This window comes from Cohnella xylanilytica (assembly GCF_014212175.1).
GTDB lineage: Bacteria > Bacillota > Bacilli > Paenibacillales > Paenibacillaceae > Cohnella > Cohnella xylanilytica.
The window spans coordinates 1-18,673 of the sequence record NZ_JACJVR010000132.1 but is presented as its reverse complement, the minus strand read 5'-3'; the positions used below and the strand labels follow the sequence as shown (position 1 = coordinate 18,673).

13 protein-coding genes are annotated in these 18,673 nt (G+C 57.1%); 3 read left to right on the top strand and 10 right to left on the bottom strand.

Annotated features, from left to right (window positions below):
* Positions 1-118: 118 nt before the first annotated feature.
* From H7B90_RS29990 to H7B90_RS29980, 3 genes are all read right to left on the bottom strand, one after another.
* Positions 119-1,690, bottom strand: coding sequence for an ABC transporter substrate-binding protein (locus H7B90_RS29990; protein ID WP_185139583.1), 1,572 nt, complete (start codon positions 1,688-1,690; stop codon positions 119-121).
* Between the two features lie 101 nt (positions 1,691-1,791).
* Positions 1,792-4,530, bottom strand: coding sequence for a DUF4962 domain-containing protein (locus H7B90_RS29985; protein ID WP_185139582.1), 2,739 nt, complete (start codon positions 4,528-4,530; stop codon positions 1,792-1,794).
* Positions 4,531-4,709: 179 nt separating this feature from the next.
* Positions 4,710-5,075 carry an ArsR/SmtB family transcription factor gene (locus H7B90_RS29980; protein WP_185139581.1) on the bottom strand — a complete coding sequence of 122 codons (366 nt, stop codon included), beginning with the start codon at positions 5,073-5,075 and terminating at the stop codon, positions 4,710-4,712.
* Positions 5,076-5,281: 206 nt separating this feature from the next.
* On the opposite strand from H7B90_RS29980, the gene H7B90_RS29975 reads away from it, so the two are divergent.
* Positions 5,282-7,468: a heavy metal translocating P-type ATPase gene (locus tag H7B90_RS29975; RefSeq protein ID WP_185139580.1), complete on the top strand. Its 2,187-nt coding sequence runs from the start codon at positions 5,282-5,284 to the stop codon at positions 7,466-7,468.
* Between the two features lie 221 nt (positions 7,469-7,689).
* Here H7B90_RS29975 and ppsA read toward each other — a convergent pair whose 3' ends face one another.
* Positions 7,690-10,281 carry a phosphoenolpyruvate synthase gene (ppsA, locus tag H7B90_RS29970; RefSeq protein WP_185139579.1) on the bottom strand — a complete coding sequence of 864 codons (2,592 nt, stop codon included), beginning with the start codon at positions 10,279-10,281 and terminating at the stop codon, positions 7,690-7,692.
* A 319-nt stretch (positions 10,282-10,600) separates the two neighbouring features.
* Here ppsA and H7B90_RS29965 point away from each other — a divergent pair, with 319 nt between their 5' ends.
* The gene (locus tag H7B90_RS29965) at positions 10,601-10,987 is read left to right on the top strand and encodes a YmaF family protein (protein WP_185139578.1); all 387 of its coding nucleotides are present in this window, start codon (positions 10,601-10,603) and stop codon (positions 10,985-10,987) included.
* A gap of 219 nt (positions 10,988-11,206) precedes the next feature.
* The gene (locus H7B90_RS29960; protein ID WP_185139577.1) at positions 11,207-11,824 is read left to right on the top strand and encodes a DUF1259 domain-containing protein; all 618 of its coding nucleotides are present in this window, start codon (positions 11,207-11,209) and stop codon (positions 11,822-11,824) included.
* A 49-nt stretch (positions 11,825-11,873) separates the two neighbouring features.
* Here H7B90_RS29960 and H7B90_RS29955 read toward each other — a convergent pair whose 3' ends face one another.
* From H7B90_RS29955 to H7B90_RS29930, 6 genes are all read right to left on the bottom strand, one after another.
* Entirely contained in the window at positions 11,874-12,467 is a 594-nt protein-coding gene (locus H7B90_RS29955; protein WP_185139576.1) for a YdeI/OmpD-associated family protein, read from the bottom strand.
* 142 nt (positions 12,468-12,609) lie between these two features.
* Complete coding sequence (locus H7B90_RS29950; RefSeq protein WP_185139575.1) at positions 12,610-13,260, bottom strand: glycosyltransferase; 651 nt, start codon at positions 13,258-13,260, stop codon at positions 12,610-12,612.
* A gap of 96 nt (positions 13,261-13,356) precedes the next feature.
* Positions 13,357-13,860, bottom strand: coding sequence for a GNAT family N-acetyltransferase (locus H7B90_RS29945; RefSeq protein ID WP_185139574.1), 504 nt, complete (start codon positions 13,858-13,860; stop codon positions 13,357-13,359).
* Positions 13,861-14,001: 141 nt separating this feature from the next.
* Positions 14,002-14,418: a RidA family protein gene (locus tag H7B90_RS29940; RefSeq protein ID WP_185139573.1), complete on the bottom strand. Its 417-nt coding sequence runs from the start codon at positions 14,416-14,418 to the stop codon at positions 14,002-14,004.
* Between the two features lie 80 nt (positions 14,419-14,498).
* Positions 14,499-15,470, bottom strand: coding sequence for a helix-turn-helix transcriptional regulator (locus H7B90_RS29935; RefSeq protein ID WP_185139572.1), 972 nt, complete (start codon positions 15,468-15,470; stop codon positions 14,499-14,501).
* A gap of 117 nt (positions 15,471-15,587) precedes the next feature.
* Positions 15,588-18,032 carry a 5'-nucleotidase C-terminal domain-containing protein gene (locus H7B90_RS29930; protein ID WP_185139571.1) on the bottom strand — a complete coding sequence of 815 codons (2,445 nt, stop codon included), beginning with the start codon at positions 18,030-18,032 and terminating at the stop codon, positions 15,588-15,590.
* Between the last annotated feature and the right edge of the window lie 641 nt (positions 18,033-18,673).

Below are 18,673 nucleotides of genomic sequence, written 5' to 3'. Positions count from 1 at the left end.
CTCGTGCGGTGTTCGATGCGAATTAAAGTGCCGGATTCGGATTCGATTCGTCCAGACGCGAAAAAGGCCGGGAAGATCGGGGGATTCCCCTCTCTTCCCGGCCGTTCGATGCCGAGCGTTATGGCGCGTTCGGATGCCGCTTCAGCCCTTTGGAGGCCAGCCATTCGTTCAATTGGCGCTGCTTCTCGGCGGCGATCGTATCGCTCCCGGCCTTCTTCAGCTGTTCCTCGTAGATCGGAAGGTATTCCTCCGGATCGACCGATCCGGTCGCCAGCGAGCCGTAATATTCCTCGTTCACGGCCCGGACGTTGGCCAGCTCCGCCTTGACGGAATCTCCGTCGAAGACGAAGCCGTTATAGAAGGACAGCCTCGCTTCTTCATTGATCCGCACGGTCTGCTCGAGCTTGTCGGCCGGCGAGCCCTCCGGCAGGTACTCGTTCCGGATATCGCCGAACACCCAATCGGTATTCGTGTAATAGCCGGCCTCCGGATCGATCCGGATGAAGCTGCCGGTCGTTCGGACGTAATGCTTGCCTTCGATGCCGTACACGAGCAGGTTGTACAGCTCCTTGTCGGTATGGACGAGCTCCAGGAACATGAGCGCCCGCTCCGGGTTCTTCGACGTTCGGGAGATGGCGTTCATCGAGCTGGCCGCGCCCGTATAATACGGGGATGTCAGCGGCGCCAGCAGCACGTCGTAGCCGCCGTCCATCGCCTTGAACTCCGCCTCCGAGCCCGGCTTGCCCGTCGGATCGAACCAAGCCGCCGCATTCCCCTTGGAGTAGGCGTCCGACGCTTCGCGAAGGGTGGCGGAGTCCTCGTTGACGTATCCCTTGACGTACCAGGATCGGACAAGCTCGAAGTTGCGCTTCATCTCCGGGGTCACGTCCGGCAGCACCGTATGGGAAGGGTCGTCCAGGTAGACCGGCACGCGCCAATCGATGCCGTACAGCATGTTCATGTAGAAGCCGCGCGTCGTTCCGAAGGGAACGATGCCGCTCTCGCCTTCCTTGACGCGCTTCAGGAACGGCTCGATATCCTCGATCCTGCGAATCGAGCCGGCGTCGAGCCCGTACTTGTCGGCGAACCGCTTCTGGACGACGAGGCTTGGCCGCATGGCGGCGATCTGGTAGTTCGGGATGCCGTACTGGTCGCCGCCGAGCCTGCCGTCGTCCCAGAACCGTTCGGGCAGCGAAGCGAGCAGCCGCGGGGCGAATTCGGGAAGCAGGTCCTGTACCGGCCGGAAGACGCCCCGCTTGGCGTTGTCGGTCCAAGAGAACAGCCAATTGGAGGTCCAGATGACGTCGGCCGGCGCGTTCGAAGCGGCCAGCGTGTTCATCTTCTGCTCGTAGCTGCCGAAGTCGATCGGCTTGAGCCGGACCGTCGCGTTGATCTTCGCCTTGACGATCCGGTTGACTTCCTCGTTCACGAGCCCGAGGTCGGCGTTGGCTTCATATTCGGGATAGTACCAGATCAGCTCGACCGGGTTGTCCGTGCCGGGCTGCGCCGCCTCCTCCAGGTCCGAGCCGAACAGCGCCGAAGAACATCCGCCGATGACGGCCGCCGCCGCGAGTCCGAGAACCGCCAGCAGAACCCGCCCGAGCTTCGCGGCGCCTGCCGCGATAAGCGGATGGACCCCCGCTCCCCGCTTCCTAGCTTGTGCCGATGAGCCGTCTTGTCCTGCCGCCAACCGAATCGCCCCCCGTCGATGACTTCTCTATCGTTGCCGCAATAAATAAGAAGACCCTCGACTCCCGAAGGAAGCCGAGGGCGTATGGGCCGCGGGGCGTCTTAAGCCTGCTCCCCGCCGGGCCCGACGTCGATCCGGAACGTCCGCTGGCCGCGCTCCGTCCGGATCGTCAGCCGGCCGTCCGATTGCGTCCAGTGGACTCCGCGCCGGCTCATGTTCTCCTCGGCCTCTCCGCCAGGCCGAATCGCCTTGCCGCTGTCCGCGTCGAACAGAAGAACCGGTCCCGGCTCCTTAAGATCAACGATCGCGTCGTCCTGGGCGGATATGGATAGCATACCATCTCCCCGGACAATCGTCGACGGGACATCGCAGCGCGCGAGAACGACTCCGTCCTTCTCCAGCCAGGTTCCGCCGACGAGCAGGAACGTATCCCCCTTCGCGGCGGCTGCCGCGCCGGCGAACCGGATGCCGTCGGGGCCGACCGTACAGGCTGGACCGGGACCGTCCTCGCACGCCGGACCGGCCGCCGTTGCCGCGAAGCCCTCCGAACCGCAGACCGCCGTTCGAATATACAGCGCTGCTCCCCCGTCGAACGTCAGCTTGAGGACGCCGCCGAGCTCCTCCTCCGCGATCCGCGGGACATCGCCGCCGAGTCGGTATGGCGCTAGCGTCGCCGCGAGGACGGCGGATTCCGTCCTCGGCGTGACGAATGCGCCGTGAACCTGCCGCTTGCCGGCGAAGCCCGCGACCGGCGGCGCTTCCCGGCCGTCCGGGTCCCGGTAGGCCGTCTCGAGAACCGTGCGGCAGCCATGCGCCCGTCCTCCGTGCAGCCGCACCCGAAGGCCCGCCCCGCCCTTCTCGATCGTCGCGCCGAGACCGTCGGAATCGAACGCGAGCTTCTCGTCGGCATGCAGGTTCCACTCGAATTCGGAGCCGCCCGGGCGGTCCGTCGCCAGCTCGTCGATCACGACGAACGCCGTCGGCCGCACGTACACGATGTGCCGGACCGCCCGGGTCAATTCCCCTCTGTAGGCGGCCGTCGCGTCGCCGCTGACCGCGTCGAAGTCGGGGTGATGGACGAAGCCGAGCACCCGTCCCTTGGCGTCGAAGTCGTCGATCGGCTGCCCCTTCCTTCCGTCGCAAGTGATCGCGTTCGCCGAATACGTCCGCTTCGTGAAGCCGCGATGATGGGCGCTGTTGTAGTAATCGTATACTCCGCTCTTGATCGCGAGCGGCTCCCCGAAGGCATGCACGATGAAGCCGTTCTGGTCGGCCTGGCTGTGGCTGTAGCTGCCGTACGGGCTCGACTTGAAGTACAGGGAGATCCGTTCCCGGTCGAGAAGCTCCGAGTGCATCGCGACCAATCCCGTCACGGGGAACCAACGGCTCGGCGGCAAATCCGCCGGCGGAACCGAAGGCAGGTCGTCGTCTCTATAGAAGTAGTCCTGCAGCTCGCTAGCGGGCATGTCGCCGATCGCTTCGGCCGCCCACTTCAGCCGGGGATCGCGATAGATCTGAGCCATCCGGTTCAACAGGCGGACGCTCGGAGCGTCCGGCTTGTAATGGCTGTCGTTGCCGAAGACCCCGGTCGGGCTTCCGTGCGGGAACATGTAGATCGGATACAAGCCTTCGTGGCGCGAGAAAGCCTTATCGTACAAATTAATAGCCCCCGCGCTGAACAGAATGTCCATCAGCTCCTTGTTGGAGCCGGAGGACCACTGCCAGTACCCGGTCCCTTGCGACCAGGAGCCGTCCTCCCCTCCCCAAGGCGGAAGCAGGTTGACGAAGGCGGGAACGGACCGGCGCATCCATTCCTCCGCTTCGGGAATGTCGTGCAGCAGCACCGCGCCCATAAGGCCGATATAGCCGATAATGGTCCACCCGTGGGAATCGAACAGGTATTGGTAGATCGGCTGGCTGACCAGATACTTGTCGATCAGATCGGCGACTCGCGTCTTGATCATCTCTTGGACGGCCTGACGCTCCCCGGGCGACAGCAGGTCGTGCAGCCAGTCGTACGCGATCGCGGAACGGTAGGCGACGGCGCGGTGCACCTGGTCGTTGATATCGAACCGGGTCGAGCCGGAAGGATCCCAAGCCGTAACGTTCAACAGATGGGATTTGGCATGCGCGCCGACGTTCTCCTCCCCGGTCAGCAGATAGACGAACGCCGCGTTCAGCATCCGCTCGAGCGTCGTATCGGCGTATGCACGAAGCTCCTGCAGCGCCTTCACGAACTCGGGAGAGACCGACGAGATCTCCGCGTTCAGGTAAGGAAAGGGCGGATCGGGAGGAAACGGCTTGCCGAGATCCGCCTGGACCGAAGCGTAGACCCGGTCGAACGCCGCCTTGCCGCTGCCGAAAAATCTCCGACGACGAAATTCCTCGAGTTCGCCGGGGTTCGTCCATACCCGCGGATGGCTCCTCTCCATCCGCGCCATCATCTCGTCGATCGGCGGCACGGGGAACGGCACGTTCTCCTCCGCGATCCGGAAGCGGCGGACCGAGCTCCAGGGCGACCAGCCGCCGTCCGCGAAGCGGAAGCGAACCCGCCAGTACCAGGCGCCTTCGGTCAGCGTTCGGGAGAAGCTGCAATAGTTCGTCTTCAGCCCTTCTAGCTCCGCTCGTTCGCCGTCCATGGAAGCGGTCCGGGCGATCTGGAGATGATAATCCGACGCTTCCGGAACGTACGGCCAGCTGAAATCCGGCGGATTCTGCGTCGTCACGAGCCCGTCCGTCGGGCGAAAAGGCATGTTGGCGTTCCGCAGCACCTCTCCCGGCCATCCTTCGTCCCATGCTGGAGCCGCCGAATATCCGGGCTCTTGTTTGTTAACGCGCATCTTCGTTCGTTGCCTCCCTTATCGGGTTAATTCCGTTCTCTGCTTCCTATCGTAGTCGCAGGCGGAGGCTTCCGTATATTCGCCGATGTGCAGAAAACTGCACGATCCGCACGGGACGGATCGAAGAATCGGGTCTACGCCGCAAAAAGAAAAACCCGCGCGCTGCGCGGGTCCGGCATTTATTTATGCTTTAAATGTTGCAGCGTTACTTGAAAGATCTCCTCGATATGGGAATCGTCCAGGGAATAATAGACGGTTTTACCGACCTTTCGTCTTTTGACCATTCGCATGTTCCTCAGATACCGCAGCTGATGAGAGACCGCGGATTGGCCCATATCGAGCAAGTCCGATAGGTCATGAACGCACAGCTCGCGTTTAATCAAGGCGCTTATGATTTTGACTCGGGTGGGATCGCTTAGAGCTTTGAACCATTCGGCCATATCCTGAATGAGCGGTTCTTCCGTCATCTCGGATTTGATTTGAACCAGGTCCGCATCCGAACCGCCGCAAGTATCTTCGCATACGTCCGTTGCCCGCTGACTCATCCTTGGACACCTCTTGTCTTCAAATCGATGATTCATTATAACAGACATCCCGTTAATTAGAAAAGTTTACGGTTAAGCTAAAAAGGATTATCGGATAATATACGAATATCTTCTCATACGTTCACTAAAATGAATTGACTTTCGGAACCAACGAAGATTAATATATGAGCAAGTATTCATTTGTTATAGAGGAGAGGCGACTGCTCATGAAGGAATATCGGGTGCGAGGACTGTCATGCGCGAATTGTACGTTGGCTCTCGAGAGCGAGATTCGCAAGCTGGAGCATGGCGAGACGGCCACCCTTCATTACAATTCCGGACGGCTGAAGCTGGATGAGAAGGTGTCCTTGGAAGAAGTGATCCGAATCTTGAAAACCGACGGTGCCTCTATTCAGACCGATTCAACGCCGTCGCACAAGGGCCGCATACACGGGCATCAGGGACACGACCACGGACACGACCACGAACAGGATCACGGTCGCGAACGCGATCATGACCAAGATCGCGCCCTCAGCCACGACCACGACCACGATCATAGTCACGGTCAATCCCGATGGATCATCCGGACGCTGGTTATCTCCACCGTCCTATATTTGGTCGCTCTGTTGGGCGGCGAACGATTCCCGGAGTGGATCCCAATCGTCCTGTACGTGATCGCTGCCCTGCTCAGCGGCTATTCCACGTTCCTGAAGGGTCTAAAGAATCTCTTCAAATTCAAGTTCAATATCGATACGCTTATGACCATCGCGCTAATCGGCGCCGCCTCGATCGGCGACTGGAAAGAAGCGACGCTCGTGGCCATCTTATTCGGCTTGAACGAGCTGCTTGAAGGCCTTGGGATGGAGAAGGCGCGCAGATCGATGGAGACGCTCCTGCAGGTCGCCCCAAGAGTCGCCAACAAGCTGGAAGACGGCAGCGAAGCGATCGTTCCGATCGAACGGCTCCAGCTCGGGGATATCGTCGTGGTCAAACCCGGCGAGAAAATCCCCTCGGACGGCGCGGTCGTCGGCGGCCGCAGCTCCGTGAACGAAGCCGCCATCACCGGCGAATCGCTCCCCGTCGAGAAAACGGTCGGAGAGCCGGTGTTCGGCGGAAGCATCAACAACGATGGCATACTCCATGTCAGAATCGAAAAAGCATATGAAGATTCTTCCTTAGCCAAAATTCTTCATTTGGTCCAGGAAGCGCAGGATACCAAAACGCCGACCGAATTGTTCATTAATAAATTCGCCAAGTACTATACTCCCTTAATCATTCTTATTGCGGCCTTGGTTATTCTGCTCCCTCCCCTGCTCCTCGGCGGAGATTGGCGGACCTGGCTCTATCAAGGGCTGGCCGTGCTGATCGTCGGCTGCCCCTGCGCCTTGATCCTGTCGTCGCCGATCGCCATCGTATCGGGCATTACGCGGAACGCGCGCAACGGTATTCTCGTGAAAGGCGGCGTCTTCCTGGAGCAGCTCGGGAAGCTCGATACGATCGCCTTCGACAAGACCGGAACGTTAACCAGAGGCGAGCCGCACGTCGAGAAGTCGATCGCGTATGACGAGAATTTCTATTCGATCGCGGGCGCGATCGAGAAGGCGTCCATCCATCCGCTTGCCAAGGCGGTCATGCGAGAAGTTCATCGGCAAGGCGTCGAAGCGCCCGAGGCGGACGATATTCGAACGGTAACGGGTCAGGGCATTAAGGCCATGGTGAACGGGACGACGTACTGGCTTGGCAACGAGAAGAGCATGGCTCATCTTGCGGTCCCCGAGCAAGTACAAGCCGAGATTCAGGCTCTGAAGGAGCAAGGGCTCTCACTGGTGCTCCTAGCGGACGCTAATCGTATTCTCGGCATGTTCGGTATCGCCGACCGAATTCGCGAGGAGAGCAAGGACGTAATTCGGGAGCTCCATCGCCGCGGAATCCGGCGGACCGTCATGTTGACGGGCGATCATACGATCACCGCGGATAAGGTGGCTAAACAGGTCGGCGTGACGGAGTATCACGCCAACCTGCTCCCGGAAGACAAAGTGACCCGAGTCAAGGAATTGGCCGCCAGCGGCACGGTCGGCATGATCGGCGACGGAATCAACGACGCTCCCGCGCTTGCCTCCGCCCAGATCGGAATCGCGATGGGCAAAGGGACGGACAGCGCGATCGAGACCGCCGACGTCGTTCTGATGCAGGACCATCTTGGCAAGCTGCCCGAAGCGATCCGAATCGCGCGCAAGGTGAATCGAATCATCCGATTCAACATCGTCATTGCGCTGGGACTTAAAATCATCGCCCTGCTGCTTACGATCCCCGGCTGGTTAACCCTATGGATTGCAATCTTGTCCGATATGGGGGCCACGGTATTCGTGACGCTAGTGAGCTTGACCGTATTGGTTCAACGCAGAGTCGAATAGCGCCAAACAAGCCCGAAGCCTTCGCTCCGGGCTTTGTTCATCCTTGTTAACCGTTGCTATTCGAATAACGTTCTCAGCCGGTGACGATACCGGCGTCATGTCAAGTCTCATCAGTAAGTTCTTAAAGCGGATAAAGTTAACATAACTATAGTTATGTTCATGAGCTTAGGGGATAGGCGTTTGGAGAGACACGCATCCGATTCTTTCTATTTTCCGGTCGCCTATTCCAAGATTTCGATATACCCTTCCGTTCCATTCACGCGAATTCGTTGCCCGTCCATAATCCGCTTGGCGGCCTTCTCCACTCCGACGACGGCCGGCAATCCATACTCTCGAGCGATAACGGCTCCATGGGTCATCCTTCCGCCAACCTCGGTGACCAAGCCTTTGACGGATACGAACAACGGCGTCCAGCTGGGATCGGTAAAGGAGGTAACCAGTATATCTCCTTCTTCCAGATCCGCCTGATCCAAGTTTAAAACGACGCGAGCCCTTCCTTCTACCACTCCGGAAGACACGGCCAGCCCGACAATCGCTTCGGCGGGGAGATGATCCCGGTTGTACGCGCCCGATAGAATTTCGCCCTCGGACGTGATCACGCGCGGCGGGGTCAGCTTTTCAAATAGCTTATACTCCTCTTTGCGTTGGCGAATGATCCGGTCATCCAGCTTATGGGTGCGTACGACTTCTTGAAGTTCTTCGAAGGAGAGATAGTAGATATCTTCTCTGTTCCGAATCACGCCTGCATGCACGAGCCGATCGGCTTCTCGGAGCAGAGCTTGCTTGTAAACGAAGTAGCGATTCACCATGCCGTACTTGGGATATTCCCGGTACCCGCTGAGATTCCGAAGCAGATCGATCTTTCGTTTCGTCTCTTCGGCCTTTTGTTCGCCATCCGGCAAGGCCTTCAATCGAGCCAGCAGCTCCTGTTCTTTGGCCGCAGCCTCTTGTCGTCCTTGCTCGAACTTCCGTTTGCTCTCGTTCGGCTCGAAGTTCTTGATATTGCTCATAATCATAGGGATAATCGTTGTCGGTTTTTCGCTCCAACGCGTTCTCGTCAGATCGATCTCGCCGGCGCATCTCATGCCGTATTTGCCGAGAAACCCGAAGATCGCGTCGTAGGCTTCCCTTCCCCCCTCTAACCGAACCAGATCGTTCAATAAGCTATCCTGGTCAACCCGTTGCAAGTAATCAACGACTTCCGGATACGGACGAATGACGTCGGCGACATCCATCAGCTCAAGGCCCATTTCCGAAGTGATATTGTTCGGTACCGATTGAGACAGCGTATCGGCCGCGTTTTTTTCGCCTAACCACTCGTTCATTTTCTCATGGATCCAATTATAAGCGTTCATAGCCGCCATGATGACGCCCGAGCTTCGCGGGTTGAACAACATCCTCCTTAACTCCTGGATATCTTCGAGAATAAACTCGAATAAATCCGGTCCCGATATCGATTCGATGCTCTGTTTTAACTCCTCTATCGACGTCTGGCTCGCCCGAATCAACTCGGCAACGTCGGCGGGATCGGGTTCGACGGATTGTTGAAAATGTAGAATGGGACTCCGCGCTTGTTCCTCGTCCGGCAGCAATTTTATGAAATTCCGCTCTACGATGGTCGTAAGCGCGTCTTTCATAAGCGGATCGGATGGCCCCAGCGTATTCAATAACATTTCTCGTCCGGCAGACGAAGCCAATCGAGGCGTGGCGTCGACGAACAGCCTTCCGCCGGCTGTACGCATGGGCGCGGAAGTCGTTAACAGATAGAAGGACAATCCCAGAGGCTTCATGGCATCGGTCATCATTTGTTGATGACCGACCGAGATGTATACGCGATTTTCTTGATCATTCGCCTCCGGGATCGGGTATAAGGTCGTAATGGGCCGGCTCTGGACCATATAGAAGGTATCGTCGGCCAAACACCATTCGATGTCCTGGGGACTGCCGAAATGGGCCTCGATCCGTCTTCCGAGGCTGGCCAGCCGCAATATCTGTTCATCGGTAAGGGCTTGGGTCATCTGCCGATCGGGATCGATCTGCCGCGTCTCCGTTCCGCCTTCTTGGCGTCCGTAGATCGCCAACTTCTTCGCCGCGATCCTCTTCTCGACGATTCGCCCTTCCCGCACTTGGTAACAATCGGCCGATACCAAGCCGGAGACCAGTGCTTCTCCGAGTCCGAAGCCGGCATCGATGGATAGGATCTTACGGTTGGAGGTCACGGGATCGGCGGTGAATAAGATCCCCGAAGCCTCCGGGAATACCATCCTTTGAACGATTACGGATAAATAAACCTGACGGTGGCCGAATCCGTTCTGAATGCGGTAGACGACCGCGCGCTCGGTGAACAGGGATGCCCAGCATTTCCGGATATGCGACAGGATCTCCTGCAGGCCGACGATATTCAAGTAAGTATCTTGTTGGCCGGCGAAGGAGGCGTGCGGCAAGTCTTCGGCGGTCGCGCTGGAACGCACCGCATAGGCGTGTTCTTCCCCATGCCGGGAGAGATAGCGGGCAACGGCACGAACGACCTCGGAGGGAATTTCCGCTTCCATAAGAACTTGCCGAATCTTCGCGCTGATATCGCCGATTGGACCTCGATCCTCTGCTTTTAAAGCGTCGAGTTGATCCGTCAAAGATTCAAAGGTTGCGTTTCGTTCAATGGCTTGTCGATAACTCTCTGTCGTAACGCAAAATCCTTCCGGTACTTGTATTCCTTGAATTTTCGATAATTCTGCCACATTGAACCCTTTTCCGCCCGCGAGCGAAAGCTGCGTTTTTCCCATTTCCTGAAAATCGAGAACCAAAGCGCTCATTTTTCGCATCTCTCCTTCGGTTTAAAATGAGAAAAGCATTTGACAAGAGCTCGCCAGCGTGCTACAATAAAATTGTAAGATGCGCTAATTGTGACTTTTAAATAAAAAAAATGAGTCGCGACATTGAGTATAACATTCTCTTTGCTGATATGCAATTTCAAGAACCCGATCGACAGCTCGGGTTCTTTTTTATTTTTCGCTTTCGTCATTCTCGCGGCGATCGTCCGAGCAGAGCTTTTAATTTGAGGATATGTTTTAACCGGACAAGTTGCTTCTGAATATCCTTTCCATAACTACGATAGGCAGGTGATCATCGTTCATGGATATCCCCGTTACGGGCTTCGTGCTTCATTCCGACGATTCGGACGGTCAGCATTCCCATAAACTTTACATTACTACTTCCTGGGACGGCAGACCGGTTCATGTCCATGCCTTTGGAGGCGTTACCTCGTTCGATGTCGGTCATTCGCACCAATATTCCGGACTAACGGCGCCGGCTCCTTCCGGCGTTCCCCATGTTCATGAGTATCAAGCCGAGACGACTTTTAACGACGGACACACCCACCTTATCCGCGGAACGACGGGTGGGGCCGTTCCGATCCCGGGCGGCGGACATATCCACTATTTTGAAGGACACACCACCGTGAACGGAAGAACGCCGCATTCGCACCGATACCAAGGTCAAACGGGCAACGAGATGTCATAATGAGGCGGAAAAACGAGGCTGCCCTTCCCTTCCGTAACGGAAGTCGGAAGGGCATTTTTTTATTTTCCCGACAAGCGTCATGGGCTGCCAATTCCCTCCTAGGTGAAAATGCTCTACCAGTGAAATCTCTCATTTTCGGATCTAATAGGGACTTAACCAAGCCGTAACGATTCGTCGGTCATAGCTTATACCATCAACGACAACAGGAGGCGATTCAGAATGGCCATGACCACGCCGAGCGCGTTGTGCGAGCAATTCGCTCGGATCCTAGGCGGATCAGCGGAAGTCGTGAACGGAGTTTGTACGGTAACACGGATTCGGAACAACCTGCGTCCGCTTATTCAGAATAGACGAACCCAATCGATTCTGGCCATAGCCGCATTCTTCTCGTTCGAGGATTTGGACAGTCGCGGCAATGCCTTGAACTTAGGCGAGACCGTTATTCTTCAGGAGGAGATCAACCCCTTCATCTCCGCGCTGCGCGCGCAAGGAATCGAAGTAACGGCCCTTCATAACCACTGGCTGTTCGATAGTCCCAGACTTATGTTCATTCACTTTAAATCCGTGGAGCCCCCGCTTCGGTTCGCGGTGAAAGCGGCGGCGGCATTCCGGGTATTGACGAACAAGACGGTGACCGGCAATCAATCCGTCGGAAGCGGCACCTGGTCGAAATCGTCGAAGTCGTGGGGGAAATGCGGCTGCTCCAAGTCTCGTTCGAAGGGAAGATCCGGCGGGACAAGCCGTTCCTGGGGCGCCATGACCATGAGCGTTAAAGGTAAAGCCGTCCGGCGGACGGTGAAGATCAGCAGAACCGCCAAGCCCGTGAGGCGTAAGTAAATATCGAACCCGCTAGTCGAGCTAGCGGGTCTTCTCTTCTCGTCGCGTATTAATCGTCCATCCCTTTGCCGTTGAGAATATGCGGGATGTATTTCTCAACCCTCGCTTCTCTTGTCTTGGACTGTTTGGCCCCGCCGAAATAAAGCAGGTACGCTCGTTGCCGTCCCGGCGTCAAGGCCTCGAAGGCCGTTTTCAAGTCGGGAAGCTCGACGAATTTATGATGCAATTCCTCTGGAACGGCATATTCCGAGTTCTTTTTATATTCGACTTGCAGACCGGCTTTCTCGATCTCGATGGCTTCATCGATATAGGATTTCAGAATCAACTGCATCTCGTCGATCTCGCGTACGCCGGCGAACCGAATCTGGCGCGCCGCTTGAACGTTCTCCGTCTGTCGGACGAGAATTCCGTGGGGATCCTTCAACAGCGCGCCCTTGTGGAACAGAAGCGCGCAGTAATCCTTAAATCCGTGGATCAATACGATGTTTTTATCGTCGAACGTGTAGCAAGGGTGCATCCACTTGAAGTCTTCCGTCAAGTCGCAATCCAGAACGATCTCCCGGAGCAGCTCGAATTCTTCCTTCCACTGCTTGAGCTTGTTAAAATAAGGATCGATCTTCGGGTTCCTTTTGCCTTTTGCCATGTAGGCACACCCCTTAGCGATTTGGTGACGAGCTGATTATAGGACGCCTATTGGCGTCCAGTCAACGAAAAATAGCTTTCCGGCAGCCGTCGGTTCGGACGGTTACGGAAAGCTACTCGTTTTGCGGATTTTTACGCTTCGTTCAAAATTTTCCGGGGAACTGTTTGACGATGCCTTCCGTCAGAATATCCGCGAACCGGATCATGTGGACCTCGTTTTTGTCGGTTGCCTCTATATCTGCTTTCCAATCTCCTTTGAGACAATCCAGGACGATCTCCGTAATCAGCTGCAGGTGCGTGTAGAGCATATCCTGGAGCCTTTTAAACGGCCAGTTCGGATTCGCCGCACTTAGGAATTTGGCGATGTCGTCGGCGTTGCGATGCCAATCCCCTTCCAGCTTTTTCACGTCCGCCTGCTTGCCCGCCTTGGCGGCTTCCACGATTTTCCCCGCGATGAGAATATGCTCTCTCAGAAGATCGGCCAGCTTATTGCCGGCGGCTTCCCCGTAATAAGGCTTGATTACGTTGCCGATATCCTGCTGGTTCCGCAGAAGCCGGTCCAGTACGTCCTTCTGATCCGGACGGTTAGACATCGCGCTGACGATATAGCTTCTCGTCCAGATCGTATGGTCGATCCATACCTTCTGCATATCGACTCTCAGCTGCACCATTTGGGGACTTAGACAGGCCGCGTCCTTCTTCTCGGCTGCGTTCGCCTGCACGAATCCTGCCGGCGCCACGCTCATTACGAGCGCCAAGGCTATCGATAACGCCAGCAACGTTTTGAATTTCACGCTCATCTGCTCCTCTGTCCATTTGGGAATGAATCGGGCTGTCTTATTATGGATGCCGCAACCGATTCTATACAGAAGATGGGAAGAACGATCTCGCTAATGTCCGACCGCGGCGCCGTCGGGGAGCTTCAGAATCATTCGGGAAGCTGCGGGCACCATCGATAATCGCATAATCGCTCGATCCTTGCCCGGTCCGTAATATTCCGTCTCCGTTCGGGCCCATTCGAATCCGGCCGCCTGCAAGGCGCGAATGGATGCCGTATTCGTCGCGTTCACCGTGACAAGAACCTGCTGAATGGCGCGGAACTGGCGAAGGGCTTGCAGCCGGACTTGAATCAGGCTCTTCCCGATTCCCCGGCCGCGATATTCGTCGACCACATTGCTGAACAGCAGCCACCCCGTCGTCTGATACATGTCGATCCCCGCGCAGCAGAAGCCGATTAACCGGTCGTTATGCACGGCTTTGAAGAGGAGGTCGGGAAATAGCTCGAAGTACTTCTTCAATTCGTGCAAATTCATGCGGTCAGGCATGGAGAGGTCTGCCAGCTTGATCATCTCGATAAAATCTTCCCGTTGGGCCGCTTCAATTCGAATGTCCATTGATCTCTCCCCTTGCCGCCTAAGTCTATGATTAAATCTAGCATAGAATGATCAATGGAGCGTGGAGAGAGTTTCGTTCTTTTGTAAAATGAATCGAAGCGGATCGGAGATTGCCCGGAATCCGGCCGGCGAGCGGAGCGTTTAATCTTTATCTTCGACGACGGCGATTCCGTCGATTTCGAGCAGGCAGGACGGACGCGCGAATTCCGATACGAACAGAACGGTGACCAGAGGCGGCTTCTCTAATTCGCCGGCCGTTTCCAGAAAGGCTTTGTAGCCGACCCGAGGGTCGCTTCCGCTAACCAGGTAGATGTTGAGCTTGACCAGATCGGCGAACGTCGCGTTCTCGGACGCCAGAATCGTCGCGACATTTTGAAGCGCCTGCTTGGTTTGCAATTCCAGATCGCCGGCTCCGACCAGTTCTCCAGCCGAGTTCACCGCATTTTGTCCGCCGATATAGATCGTTTTGGCCTTACCGCTTACGGTAATCGCTTGGCTGAACGCTTTGGACTTGAATAACCCCTCCGGGTTTACGTGCTCCACTTTGAATGCTGACATTGGTTTTATTCCTCCTTGTAGGTTGCGAGTTCTCAAATTCTATTATAAGCCTCTTCCCTGTCAGATCCCGTCAGCGAAGTTCAACGATCTTCCTCTTCGTATTGCCGGGCGATTCGAGCGGCCAATTCCTGGATTCGATCCCTCAGCTCCGCCGGCTCGAGAACTTTGATTCCGTTGCCGAACATGAGCAGGAAGGTCGGAAGACGTTTGTTCATGGTAGGGACATCGATGAGGAACCGCGCTTCGGAATCGGTGCGCTCCGTCAAATAGTGATGCATGTGCCAGTGATCGCATAACGCGTTTAAGCTCATCGGATCGCCTTCAATGCGTATGAGCGCCATCGGGCCGTCCGCTTCCCGTTCCCGATACGACCGCTCGCGGAAGTAATCTTCCGCGGAGAATGGATCCGGCTTGGCGAAGAAGGCTTCGGTAGGCTGCGCATCCTCGATGCGGTCGACGCGAAAGGTCCGTAACTCAGAGGATCGATGACAATACGCGATGACGTACCATTCGCTCAGCCGATAAGCCAATCCGTAAGGGTCGATCCTCCGCTCTTCGGCGGTTGCCGAATTCTCTTTGCGGTAAGCGATTTGAAGCGTCCGTCCTTCCACGATGGCTTGCTCCAATTGACGAAGCAGCGACCCGACCGCAGGCCGGAACGCGGATTGGATGACGTCGACTCCGCTCGTATGGCGATGCAGGTCCTGCCGTTGTTCATCGTTAAGACTTTGCTCGATTTTACCCAGCGCTTCCGCAAGTTCGTCCGTATAAGGGTACCCGGCCCCCTTCGCGAACTTGGAGGCGTCGACGATGGCTTTGAGTTCTACGGTTCGAAAAAACAAGGGCGTCTCCTTGAAGTTCTCCAGGATCCGAAACCCGCCTTCATGGCCCGAATCCGCGACGATCGGAACTCCGCTTGCGCCGAGAGCGTCGATGTAGCGGTATACCGTCCGAACGCTGATCTCCAACGCTTCCGCTATTTGCGCGGCCGTAAACTTTTTCCCCGATCGAAGCATCCAGAGAATCGACAGCATGTTATCCCATTTCGCCAAGATGAGAAGCCCCTTTCCCCACAGCCGTTCTCTATCAAGTATATCGTCGGGGCGAAAAGAAAAACAGGACAGCCTTGGAAACGGGCTGCCCTGTCTTCGTATCGTCGTCCAGCTTACTCAGCCTTTCGTGCGAATCGCCGCGAGCAGAAGGCTGACGACTTCCGCCCGCGTCGCCTCCTTGCCCGCTTCGAACGCGTTGCTGCCCGTCCCGCCGACGATTCCGGCCGCATAGGCCGCGGCGATGGCCGGACGCGCCCAAGCGGGAATCCGATCGCCATCGGAGAAGGATACGGCGGCCGTCGAATCCGTCTTCAGCCCGAGGGCGCGCACGACCATGACGGTCATCTCCGCTCTCGTGAGCTTGCCCGAAGGCCGGAACGTGCGGTCGCTATAGCCCGACGCGATGCCCTGGCTTACGGCGCTGGCAATGTAAGGTCTGGCCCACGCGGGAATCTCGTCGGCGAACGGAAGATCGGCGGAGTTGCCCGCCAGACCGAACGCCCTGCTAAGCATCGCGATAAATTCCGCCCGGGTCGCCGCCTCGTTCGGACGGAACGTGCCGTCCGCGTATCCGTTCGCGATGCCGGAAGAGACCGCCTGGGCGATGGCTGCGGATGCCCAGTGGTTGACCGTATCCGGGAATTGCACGGAAGGGGCCGCGCCTCCGCCCGTGTTGCCGTTGCTGCCGTTGTTGCCGTCGGCTGGCGTTCCCGGGGTCGAAGAGCCCCCGTCGTTCGTCGTTCCCCCGTTCGCGTTGCCGCTTCCCGGAGGAGTCTCGCCCGTGGGAGTCTGCCCCGAGGAATCGCCGCCCGAAGAGGAACCGCCCGAACCGCCGCTCGGCAGCGGTTTGCCCAGCAGGTTCGTGCTTCGGCCCTGCGTCTCGATGTTCACCGTTCCGACTTGTTGAAGATGCTCGCGGAACACTTCGTAATCGACGAGATTCAGCTCGTAGAATCGTCCGTCCGCCTTGGCCGCCGCCATCGACCGGTAGAAGTCCCCGCCGCCGGCCATGAACGAGTTCGTCGCCACGATGTAGTAGGCCTTTTTGTCAATATTCGAGTACGTTCCGTTCGCGTTCTTGATCTGCACCTTGACGATCCGTTGCCCTGCCTGCTTGACTTCCCCGATCACCGAATCGACGATCTCCGGCTGCTTCATCGAGTCGTAGTAGAATCGCAGGCCCGACACTTGCGGGAAGCGCCCTTCTCCGGTGTCCACCCCGCTGACCCCGTTCTCCAGCGCGTCGATGATCTCCTGCCCCGTCATCTTCAGCGCCGTCAGGTTGTTGCCGAACGGCATCACCGTCAGCAGCCCGCCGAGCGTAATGTCGCCTTTGTCGAGTGACGCCCGGATTCCGCCTGCGTTCTGAATCGCGACGTACGCCTTGGCGTCTTCTGCTTTGACGAGGCTCTTCACTTTGGCGAGCATCCCGTCGGCGACCAGGTCGCCGAGGTTCGTCTCCTGCTTCCGGATAACGGCCCGATTCCCTTCCAGCGCGACGTCCGTCTTCCCGATGACGGTCTTCTTCAATTCTTCCAGCGGCACGGCGAATTCCGCCAGCTTCGCCGCCGCCTCGGCGTCGTCCTGATACTTCGACACGGACAGCAGCTTGCCGTCCCAAGCTGTCGCGACGCCGACGTCGTTAAAGGTAACGTCGAGCTGCCCCAGGTTGTTGCCGTATTCGCCCGTCTGAACGATAATCGTCGGCTCCCCGTTGCCGCGATCGACGACGACCGGAGCGTCGAGCTGCGTATGGGAATGTCCGCCCACGATAACGTCGATGCCCGCGACGGCCTTCGCCAGCTTCTGATCTTCGCTGTAGCCGAGGTGGGACAGCACGACGATTTTGTTAATGCCTTCACCTTGAAGCTTCGCCACGGTCGCTTGAGCGCTCGCTGCGTAATCTTTAAAGGCGATATCCTTGCCCGGCGACGACAGCGCCACCGTATCGGTCGTGGTCAGTCCGAAGATTCCCACCGGCTGACCGTTCACGTCCTTGACGATAGCCGGATAGATCGCGGCAGCGCTGGCGGGCTTGCCGACCTCGTCCTTGTACAAGGGGCCCAGCTCCGCGTCCTTGGCGAAGTCGATGTTGGAGCTGACGATCGGGAAATGGGCGTCCTTCATGAATTTGGCCAGCGCCCCCGGTCCTTTGTCGAATTCGTGGTTGCCCAGCGTCATCGCGTCGTAACCGGCGAGGTTCATGAACCACAGGTCGGCCAGACCCTCGTACTGGTTGAAGTAGAGCGTGCCGGAGAACACGTCGCCCGCATCGAGCAGAAGCGTGCTCTCGTTCTTGGATTGCTTGATGGCCGCAATCCGCTTCGCCACCGTATCCAGATGGGCGTGCGTGTCGTTCGTGTGCAGGATACGCAGGTCGAACGCTCCCGTTCCGGCTGCGGCCGCCAGCTTGTCCGGCGACGGTTCCTCGGCGGCCGTAGGCTCGTCCGGCGCCGATTCGGCAGCCGCGGATGAACCGGTTCCTAGCGCGGAAAAAAGCGAGAATAATAGAATTAGAGCCAATACTCCGTTAAACGCTCTTCGCTTCCAAGACAGATGCAATCTTATCGCCCTCCCATGAAATAAATACGTTTATAACCCGTACTTTATCATGGCTTTGTGCGGCGAATGTTAGCTCAACGTCAAGAATAGATCAGGATAATGAAATCAGAGAATGGCAAGGAAATGAGACCTTACAAATCGTTTTTGCGAGGCTAACACTCTATCGCTGGCGCGGTTGCTCTGAATGGCGAATTTGTCGCTATTGAAAACCTATTTGCAAATAGGTCTCGCAAAGAAATCGGAAGCGGATTCGGAGTTTACCCTTATCGCTACCTATAAAAGCAGAGCCTCCCTGCCGTTCTGACCCAAGATCTCCGTGCACGGCAAGGCGGCGCATGCAAAATACTCGAAGCCTAGGCCGCGCTCGATCCCCGCCGATAAATTCTATCGCTCGGGCACTACTCGATACTCTTTTTTTCTACCTATATTTTGCAAGATTCGGGTAGGCACTTTTGAGATCTTCGACACGTCCGTTACCCCATTGGCCTTTTTCGTTACGGTTAACCTTAAAAGGGTCCCTCTCAGCCTGGCGGTATGCCGTGGGTTCTCGGTGGATACGAAATTTCCCAGCGAAGACGCCGCAACCCGGTTTCTAACGCGTCCGTCGACATCCTTCGCTTTAAACCTGAATTTCGAAAGCG